We start from the raw sequence: 7921 nt of genomic DNA on the forward strand, positions 1-7921 counted from the left end.
GCCTCGCGCTGCTGGCGCAGGCGCTCGGCCTCGCGCGCGGCGGCCTCGGCCAGCGCCTGGCGCAGCGGCTGCAGGGCCTGGAGCGACTTGGCTTTCACGGCTCCACGTACTCCGCCGCGATGAACTGCGTGACCTGCGCCGGGTTGAAGTTGTCATCGCTCACGAACACCAGCACGCGCTTGCCGCCCGGCAGCAGCGGCCCCCAGGTCATTCCCTCGATGTTGTCGATGTGTTTCAGCCCCAGGCGGGCGAAGTCGGCCACCAGGGTTTTCTGCAGGGGTACGTGGTTGCCGGGCGCGAGCGCGGGCAGGCCCAGGGTGTCGCTGCCGCTGGCCAGCGCCACGCGGTACAGGCGGATGGAGTTGCCCACGCCCAGGGTGTAGCTGCGCTCCAGCACCAGCAGGTGGCCGGGGCCGTCAGCCAGGATTTCGCTGACGCCGTTGGTGGTGTAGCCGCCGGGCAGGGGGCTTGGGTGCGGCACGGGGTCGGGCGGGTAGGCGACCTGGCGCAGGGCGCGGCCGGTTTCCAGGTCGATGGCGGTGATGCGCACCGGCGCGCCGCCGCTGGCGGGCGTGGCGCGGGGGCCGTCCTGCCGCCAGGGGCCTTCCATGGCGAGCCAGGCGGTGCGGCCATCGGGCATCAGGGCCAGCCCTTCCAGCGCGTCGTTGTCGCGGGGGCCGGTTGTGCCAAAGGGGTGGAAGGACGGGGGCAGGGCCACGTCGCGCAGCAGCGCACCGTCTGCCGCCCGCGTGGCGCGCAGCGCGGGGCCGAAGCCGCGGGCGAAGTCGCCCTCGCTGGTCCACAGGAAGGCGTCGCCGCCGGGCAGCCAGCGCACGGCCTCGGGGTCGGGCACGTCCACGCCGTCCACGGCGCGGCGGCGGGGCGCGTAGGGCTGGCCGGTGGCGCTGCGCAGGGCGGTGACGCCGGTGAATTCGGGCAGGGTGAGCGCGTTGGCGGTGTAGCGGATGCGCGCGGTGTAGAAGCGCGCGTCGTCCACGCTGGAGCGGTCGTCACTGAGCAGGATGTAGCGGTCCCGCGCCGCGTCGTAGTCGATGCCCGAGAGCCCGCCCACGGTGGTGCCCTGGTAGAGCCAGCCCTTGTCCAGCGTGGCTTCGCCGATCAGGCGCAGGCAGGGGCAGGCGTGCGGGGCTTCGGGCGCGGGCGACAGGGGTGGCGCGCAGGCTGGCAGCAGCGCGGCGGCGGCCAGCAGGGCGGCGCCGAGGCGGGGCCAGGTCATAGCAGCCCGGCATCCGCCATCGACAGCGCCTGCCCTGGCGCGACGATGAGGTGGTCCAGCACGCGCACGTCGATCAGCCCCAGCGCGGCCTTCAGGGTCTGCGTCAGCGCCTCGTCGGCGCGGCTCGGGTGGACGCTGCCGCTGGGGTGGTTGTGGGCCAGCACCACGGCGGCGGCCTGGTGGTGCAGGGCGCGCAGCACCACTTCGCGGGGGTACACGCTGGTCTGCGTGAGGGTGCCGCGAAAGAGTTCTTCCAGCGCCAGCAGGCGGTTGCCCGCGTCGAGGAACAGCACGGCGAACACCTCGTGCCCCTTGGCGGCCAGGTGCAGTTGCAGGTAGTGCCGCAGGGCCTGGGGCGAGTCGAACACCTCGCGCTCGCGCAGCTGCTGGGCCAGGGCGCGGCGGGCCAGCTCCAGCACCGCCGCCAGTTCGGCCCGTTTGGCGTTGCCGCCCAGGCCCTTGAAGCCGCGCAGCGCCTGCACGTCGGTGTGCAGCAGCCCGGCGATGCCGCCGAAGTGCGCCAGCAGCTCCTGCGCCATCTGCAGCACGCCGCGCCCTGCGGTGCCGGTGCGCAGCACGATGGCGAGCAGCTCGGCATCGGCCAGGGCGGCGGGGCCGCGCGCGAGCAGCTTTTCGCGGGGCTGGGCTTCGGCGGGCAGGTCCTTCAGGGCCATGGCGGGAGATGGGCTTTGCGCGGGGTTTCTACAATGCGGGGCAGTTTATCGGGACTCTCATGACCTCTACCGCCACGCCCACCCCCACGGTTCAGCCGGGCTCTTTTCTCACCTTGCACTATCGCCTGGCAGGCCCCGCGGGCGACGTGATCAACACCTTTGCCGACAAGCCCGCCACCCTGTCGCTGGGCGCGGGCGAGCTGTCGCCCGCCATGGAGCAGCGCCTGCTGGGCCTGGCCGAAGGCGCGCGCGCCACGTTCGCGCTGGCGGCGGGCGAGGCGTTCGGCGAGCGCAATGCCGACATGCAGCAGTGGGTGGCGCGCAAGCTGCTCGACGAACTGGGCGACCCCGACGAGCGCTACAGCGCGGGCGACGTGGTGCAGTTCCCCACGCCCGACGGGCAGGGCAGCTACGCGGGCGCGGTGGTGCAGGTGCGCGAGGGCGACGGCGCGGTGCTGTTCGACTTCAACCACCCGCTGGCGGGCCAGCCCGTCACGTTCGAAGTCCAGGTGATCGGAATCCTGTAATGACCGCCACGCCGCAGGAAATCATCCTGGCCGAGCCGCGCGGCTTCTGCGCGGGGGTGGACCGGGCCATCGAGATCGTGGAGCGCGCGCTGCAGAAGTTCGGCGCGCCCATCTACGTGCGCCACGAGATCGTTCACAACACTTATGTGGTGAACGACCTCAAGGCCAAGGGCGCGGTCTTCATCGAGGACCTGGCCGACGTGCCGCCCGGCGCCACGCTGGTGTTCAGCGCCCACGGCGTGAGCCGCGCCGTGCAGGACGAGGCGCGCGCGCGCGGTTTCAGCATCTTCGACGCCACCTGCCCGCTGGTGACCAAGGTCCACGTCGAGGTCGCCAAGCTCGCCAAGGAAGGCTACGAGTTCATCATGATCGGCCACAAGGGCCACCCCGAGGTCGAGGGCACCATGGGCCAGCTCGACCACGGCATCCATCTGGTGGAAGACGTGGAGGACGTGGCCCGCGTGCAGCCCGCGCAGACCGCCAGGCTGGCCGTGGTCACGCAGACCACCCTGAGCGTGGACGACGCCGCCGAGATCACCGCCGCCGTGCGCGCGCGCTTTCCGCAGGTGCGCGAGCCCAAGCAGCAGGACATCTGCTACGCCACGCAGAACCGCCAGGACGCCGTCAAGCTGCTTTCGGCGCAGGTGGACGTGGTGATCGTGGTGGGCAGCCCCACCAGCTCCAACAGTAACCGCCTGCGCGAGCTGGCGGCCCGCCTGGGCACGCGCGCCTACATGGTGGACTCTGCCGCCGAGCTGCTTCCCGAGTGGTTCGACGGCGCCGCGCGCGTGGGCCTGACGGCGGGCGCATCGGCCCCCGAGGTGCTGGTGCGCGAGGTCATCGACCGCATCAAGGCGCTGGGCGCGGTGTCGGTGCGCAAGATGGACGGCATCGAGGAGACCATCAAGTTCCCGCTGCCCAAGGGGTTGAAGATCGACGCCGCCACGGGGCTCACGATCACCGAACGCATGCCCGAGACAGGGCACTGAAAACTACTGAATTGATAGCTGCTGGCGCTTGGTAGATAAGCGCTGGATGCTGATTTGACCCCTATTTTTTAGAGCGCCGCCGCAGGCCCGCTCCACAGGTCCAGCGGCGGGTCTGCCGCCACCGCGCGCAGGATGTCGGTGCGCGAGATGAAGCCCGCCAGAGCCCCCGCCTCGTCCGTCACCGGCAGGCCGGGCAGCCCGGTGGACAGCAGCACGGCGGCCACGCGGCGCAGCTCGGTGTCGGCGGACACGGCGGGCACGGGGCTCACCATCACCTCGGACACGGGCCTGCGCGCCAGGGCAATGGCCTGCTGCACCGCGCCGGGCTCGGGCAGCAGGTCCAGCGGCGCCATGTCGGCGCGCAGCAGCAGGCCCACCACGCAGCCCAGCGCGTCCACCACCGGGGCCTGCGCCACCTGGTGCTCGGCCAGGGTCTGCCAGGCATCGTTCACGCGCGCGTCGGGCGGCACGGCCACGGCGGCGGCGGTCATCACGTCGCTGACCTGGCTCAAGGGCTGGCGCTGCGCCGGCTGCGGGCCTTGCTCGGTCTGCGCATAGGCGCTCACGGCCTCGTGCGCGCGCAGGCTGACGGGGGCCGCGTGCGCGGGCACGGCGGGCGTCGGCACCGGCTCGGCCTGCACGTCCTGTGGCCGCGTGCGCAGCGCCTGGGGCCGCTGCACGCGCCGCACGGCGGAGATCTGCGCCAGGTTTTCCGGCCCGCCCCGGTACATCTGCCCTGACGGGCCGAAGACGAAGAACATGGTGGTGTGCTCCTTTGCGGCCATGTTATCGGCAGCGCTGCGCGCGGCCTCAAACGGTGCTGTGCGCCCCTCTAAAATCGCCGCCACCATGCTAGACATTCTTCTCCTCCGCAAAGACCTCGACACCGCCATTGCACGGCTGGAAACCCGCAAGAAGCCACAAGCCTTCCTGGACGTGCCAGCCTTCCAGTCCCTGGAGTCCGAGCGCAAGACGCTGCAGACCCGCACCGAGGAACTGCAGGCCCAGCGCAACCAGCTCTCCAAGCAGATCGGCATGCTGATGAGCCGGGGCGACAAGGACGGCGCCGAGGCTGCCAAGGCCCAGGTCGCGGCGTCGAAGGCCGAGCTGGAGCAGTCCGCCGCGCGCCTCGACCAGATCCAGGCCGAGCTGCAGGCCATGCTGGCCGCCGTGCCCAATCTGCCGCATGAGAGCGTTCCCGTGGGCAGCGACGAGGCGGGCAACGTCGAGGTGCGCCGCTGGGGCACGCCGCCCACGTTCGACTTCGAGGTGAAGGACCACGTAGACGTGGGCGCACCCCTGGGCCTGGACTTCGACATGGGCGTCAAGCTCTCCGGCTCGCGTTTTACCGTCATGAAAGGCCCCATCGCCCGCCTGCACCGCGCCCTGAGCCAGTTCATGCTGGACGTGCAGACGCAGGAGCACGGCTACACCGAGTGCTACGTGCCCTACGCGGTGAATGCCGACTCGCTCAAGGGCACGGGCCAGTTGCCCAAGTTCGAGGGCGACCTGTTCGCCGCCAAGAAGGGCGGTCAGGAGGGCGAGCCCGTGCCGGACAACGCGGCGCTGTACCTCATCCCCACCAGCGAGGTGCCGCTGACCAATTTCGTGCGCGACGTGGTGGTGGCCGAGGCCGACCTGCCCATCAAGCTCACGGCCCACACGCCGTGCTTTCGCTCCGAAGCGGGCAGCTATGGCCGCGACACGCGCGGCATGATCCGCCAGCACCAGTTCGACAAGGTCGAGATGGTGCAGATCACCCACCCCGACAAGAGCTACGAGGCGCTGGAAGAAATGACCCGCCACGCCGAGGCCGTGCTGCAAAAGCTGGGCCTGCCGTACCGCGTGGTGTGCCTGTGTACCGGCGACATGGGCTTTGGCGCCGCCAAGACCTACGACCTGGAAGTCTGGCTGCCCGCGCAGAACACCTACCGCGAGATCAGCTCGGTCAGCAACTGCGAAGCCTTCCAGGCCCGCCGCCTGCAGGCCCGCTTCAAGAACGCGCAGGGCAAGAACGAGCTGCTGCACACCTTGAACGGCTCGGGCCTGGCCGTGGGCCGCACGCTGGTGGCCGTGCTGGAGAACTACCAGAACCAGGACGGCAGCGTGACCGTGCCCGAGGTGCTGCGCCCCTACCTGGGCGGGCAGGCGGTGCTGGCGGCCTGACTTGCCTTGTGGGGCGGCGGCGATTGTGTAGTGGCTGTTCTACTTCGTCATGAATGTATGACCGCAGCGGTGGCAGAAAAACCCATGGTCATGCAGCGCCTTCCACTTCGGGAGGTGTTCCTTGTAGGCCGCTGACTTCCTGCGGTAGCTCCAGACCGCATGGGCAAAGACGGCCCATAAGGCCAGATTCATGTACCGCCATGCGGCGTCCGGGCCACTGGCGGCCAGCCAAGGCGATGTGACCAATGGCAGCAGGCCCAAAGCAATCACAGCCCACAGGGCTGGTTTGACGGGAGGACTGAACCGTGCGGCCAGTGTCGTCTGGCTGGTGCTGCCCGACGTGCCCACGAAGGTGCCGCCGCCGTTGCTGCCCACGGCCACGCCGGTGACGGTGCCGCTGTTGAAGGACGTGCCGCTGTCCAGAATGACCCGGACGGCCTGCACGTTCTCGCTGTCGCATTGGGGGCAATGGAGTGCCATGGCGTTCTCCTGCGATCAGTTGGCCGCACTGCGCACAGCTTCGGCACTCGCCGTGCTGGTGCTGGTGGCACTGCTGCTGGAATCGCCGCTGTCCCCGCTACCGCCGCAGGCGGTCGGAGGAACCAGTGTTGCTGTGGCGGCCAGAGTCGCCGGTGTTTTTTGCATGGGGCTTCCTTGTGAAAGGCCGAAATGACCTATTCGGCTGAGAGTGATCATATCCAAAAAAGGCCATAGTGGCCTTTTAAGTTCGGTCAATGAGCATGTGACGAATGCTCTTGACGATTCACCATCGGCGATATGAAGCCTTGAGAAAGCACTTGAAGGCGTTGCGCCGTTCGGCGGGGTTGACGCAGGCCGAATTGGCTGCCCGACTGAAGGTGGATCAGTCGTATATCTCCAAGGTGGAGCGCGGGGAGCGCTACATGGATGTCCTGTTCTATCTCGATTGGTGCAGAGCCTGCAAACTTCAGCCGGAGGTCACTGTCCATGACCTGGTGAAGGCCGGGGCGTAGCAATTCACGGCTGAACTTGTGGGCAGCCTTGTCCTCGTCGCTGTCGATATTGCGCAGGGCAATGCAATGTCGATGCGGCGTACATACTGGCGGGCGGCGGATGAAAAATGTCTGCTGTCAAGCCATCCGCATACAAGAGACGTGGAGAAAAGGGCTATACAGCGCGCAAGGTTAGAGCAGATTTCGGGGCGGCGGGCGCTTGGGCAATCCGAACGTTAAGGGCCACATAGGTGCATTGTCGTGGCAAGCCTTGGCTCCGTGTAGCCCAGGCTGGCGCAGGGTATAGCCACCGAAACCGGCCTGATCATCGCCCGCTGGGGATTAGCCACACCTATCCTCACGACATTTCATCGTATGCCGCTCGCGCGTTCTTGATCGCTGCATGGCTGCGGTCCGCCCACTGCACCAGCACCGTCAGCGGCTCCAGAAGCGTTTCGCCCAGCGGCGTCAGGCCGTACTCGACGCTCGGCGGCTTGGTCGGGAACACCGTCCGCGCGATCAGCCCGTCGCGCTCCAGATCGCGGAAGGTCTGCGTCAGCATGCGCTTGGAGATGTCCGGGATCGCGCGCTGAACGGCGCTGAAGCGGTGCGGCCCGTTCGCCAGTGTGACCAGGATCAGCGTGGACCACTTGTCCCCGATCCGGTCGAGCACATCGCGCACCGGGCACTGCGGATCGACCGTCCAAGGGGCCTGTTGCACCCGACGGAAGGCGGGCCGGCTGGGGTCGCCCGTGGATGCTGTGACGGCTACTTTGATCTCACCCTGTCCCAAAATTCTGCCTCCTTCACAACGCTGATGGTCTCTCCTACGATCATTGGTCTCGATTTTAGACCACCAAGGAAATGACCATGTCTGCTACCCCCAAGCTATTCGTCACCGGCGCCACCGGCCAACTCGGCGGCCACGTCATCGACGTGCTGCTCGAAACGCTGCCCGCCAGCGCCATCGTCGCAGGCGTGCGCGATCCCGCCCAGGAAGGCGGGGCCGCCGCCGTGCTGCGTGCCAAGGGCGTGGAGACCCGGGAGGCCGACTACACCCGACCCGATACCCTGGCGCGCGCCTTCCACGGCATCGATCGGCTGCTGCTCGTCTCCAGCAGCGACAACGGCAAGCGCAAGCCGCAGCATCGCAACGTCGTCAACGCCGCGAAGGCGGCCGGCGTGGGCCTGATCGCCTACACCAGCATTCTGCGCGCGGACACCTCGCCGCTCTGGCTCGCGCAAGAGCATCTCGATACGGAGACGGCCCTGGCGGAGAGCGGCGTGCCGTTCGTGCTGCTGCGCAACGGTTGGTACAACGAAGTGTTCACCTGGCGCCTGCCGCTTGCCATGAAGC

General features: G+C 68.6%; 11 protein-coding genes. 6 read left to right on the plus strand and 5 right to left on the minus strand.

Features of this window, described 5'->3' with window-relative positions; all coding sequences use genetic code 11:
- Window positions 1-94: 94 nt before the first annotated feature.
- Window positions 95-1237 (minus strand): esterase-like activity of phytase family protein, encoded by a 1143-nt coding sequence (locus QM569_RS07790; protein WP_414986663.1) that lies wholly within the window; start codon window positions 1235-1237, stop codon window positions 95-97.
- Window positions 1234-1911, minus strand: coding sequence for a RadC family protein (radC, locus tag QM569_RS07795; RefSeq protein WP_414986664.1), 678 nt, complete (start codon window positions 1909-1911; stop codon window positions 1234-1236). The genes QM569_RS07790 and radC overlap by 4 nt, the downstream gene beginning before the upstream one ends.
- 59 nt (window positions 1912-1970) lie before the next feature.
- Between radC and QM569_RS07800 the strand changes: the two genes are divergently transcribed.
- A complete protein-coding gene (locus QM569_RS07800; RefSeq protein ID WP_414986665.1) occupies window positions 1971-2438 on the plus strand; it encodes an FKBP-type peptidyl-prolyl cis-trans isomerase in 468 nt (155 codons plus the stop codon).
- Window positions 2438-3427, plus strand: a complete 990-nt coding sequence (ispH, locus tag QM569_RS07805; protein ID WP_414986666.1) for a 4-hydroxy-3-methylbut-2-enyl diphosphate reductase — start codon at window positions 2438-2440, stop codon at window positions 3425-3427. Before QM569_RS07800 ends, ispH begins: the two co-directional genes overlap by 1 nt.
- Before the next feature lie 68 nt (window positions 3428-3495).
- Here the strand turns inward: ispH and QM569_RS07810 are convergent, their stop codons facing one another.
- Window positions 3496-4188 (minus strand): HPP family protein, encoded by a 693-nt coding sequence (locus QM569_RS07810; protein WP_414986667.1) that lies wholly within the window; start codon window positions 4186-4188, stop codon window positions 3496-3498.
- Between the two features lie 88 nt (window positions 4189-4276).
- On the opposite strand from QM569_RS07810, the gene serS reads away from it, so the two are divergent.
- Window positions 4277-5593, plus strand: a complete 1317-nt coding sequence (serS, locus tag QM569_RS07815; protein WP_414986668.1) for a serine--tRNA ligase — start codon at window positions 4277-4279, stop codon at window positions 5591-5593.
- A 39-nt stretch (window positions 5594-5632) separates the two neighbouring features.
- Here serS and QM569_RS07820 read toward each other — a convergent pair whose 3' ends face one another.
- Window positions 5633-6073: a hypothetical protein gene (locus tag QM569_RS07820; RefSeq protein ID WP_414986669.1), complete on the minus strand. Its 441-nt coding sequence runs from the start codon at window positions 6071-6073 to the stop codon at window positions 5633-5635.
- Between QM569_RS07820 and QM569_RS07825 the strand changes: the two genes are divergently transcribed.
- Window positions 6072-6266 (plus strand): hypothetical protein, encoded by a 195-nt coding sequence (locus QM569_RS07825; RefSeq protein WP_414986670.1) that lies wholly within the window; start codon window positions 6072-6074, stop codon window positions 6264-6266. The two genes, QM569_RS07820 and QM569_RS07825, sit on opposite strands and share 2 nt — an antisense overlap.
- A 76-nt stretch (window positions 6267-6342) precedes the next feature.
- Window positions 6343-6585 (plus strand): helix-turn-helix domain-containing protein, encoded by a 243-nt coding sequence (locus QM569_RS07830; protein ID WP_414986671.1) that lies wholly within the window; start codon window positions 6343-6345, stop codon window positions 6583-6585.
- A 337-nt stretch (window positions 6586-6922) separates the two neighbouring features.
- Here QM569_RS07830 and QM569_RS07835 read toward each other — a convergent pair whose 3' ends face one another.
- Entirely contained in the window at window positions 6923-7357 is a 435-nt protein-coding gene (locus QM569_RS07835) for a winged helix-turn-helix transcriptional regulator (protein WP_414986672.1), read from the minus strand.
- Between the two features lie 77 nt (window positions 7358-7434).
- Between QM569_RS07835 and QM569_RS07840 the strand changes: the two genes are divergently transcribed.
- A partial coding sequence (locus tag QM569_RS07840) for an NAD(P)H-binding protein (protein WP_414986673.1) occupies window positions 7435-7921 on the plus strand: 487 nt, incomplete at its 3' end.

The organism is Acidovorax sp., from assembly GCF_047607405.1.
GTDB lineage: Bacteria > Pseudomonadota > Gammaproteobacteria > Burkholderiales > Burkholderiaceae_C > Acidovorax.

What these genes read in the sequence shown, in the direction of transcription:
- QM569_RS07830 (WP_414986671.1), top strand. Translation starts at nt 6,343, where the DNA reads ATGCTCTTGACGATTCACCATCGGCGATATGAAGCCTTGAGAAAGCAC.
- radC (WP_414986664.1), bottom strand. Translation starts at nt 1,911, where the DNA reads ATGGCCCTGAAGGACCTGCCCGCCGAAGCCCAGCCCCGCGAAAAGCTG.
- QM569_RS07820 (WP_414986669.1), bottom strand. Translation starts at nt 6,073, where the DNA reads ATGGCACTCCATTGCCCCCAATGCGACAGCGAGAACGTGCAGGCCGTC.
- QM569_RS07810 (WP_414986667.1), bottom strand. Translation starts at nt 4,188, where the DNA reads ATGTTCTTCGTCTTCGGCCCGTCAGGGCAGATGTACCGGGGCGGGCCG.
- ispH (WP_414986666.1), top strand. Translation starts at nt 2,438, where the DNA reads ATGACCGCCACGCCGCAGGAAATCATCCTGGCCGAGCCGCGCGGCTTC.
- QM569_RS07790 (WP_414986663.1), bottom strand. Translation starts at nt 1,237, where the DNA reads ATGACCTGGCCCCGCCTCGGCGCCGCCCTGCTGGCCGCCGCCGCGCTG.
- QM569_RS07825 (WP_414986670.1), top strand. Translation starts at nt 6,072, where the DNA reads ATGGCGTTCTCCTGCGATCAGTTGGCCGCACTGCGCACAGCTTCGGCA.
- QM569_RS07800 (WP_414986665.1), top strand. Translation starts at nt 1,971, where the DNA reads ATGACCTCTACCGCCACGCCCACCCCCACGGTTCAGCCGGGCTCTTTT.
- serS (WP_414986668.1), top strand. Translation starts at nt 4,277, where the DNA reads ATGCTAGACATTCTTCTCCTCCGCAAAGACCTCGACACCGCCATTGCA.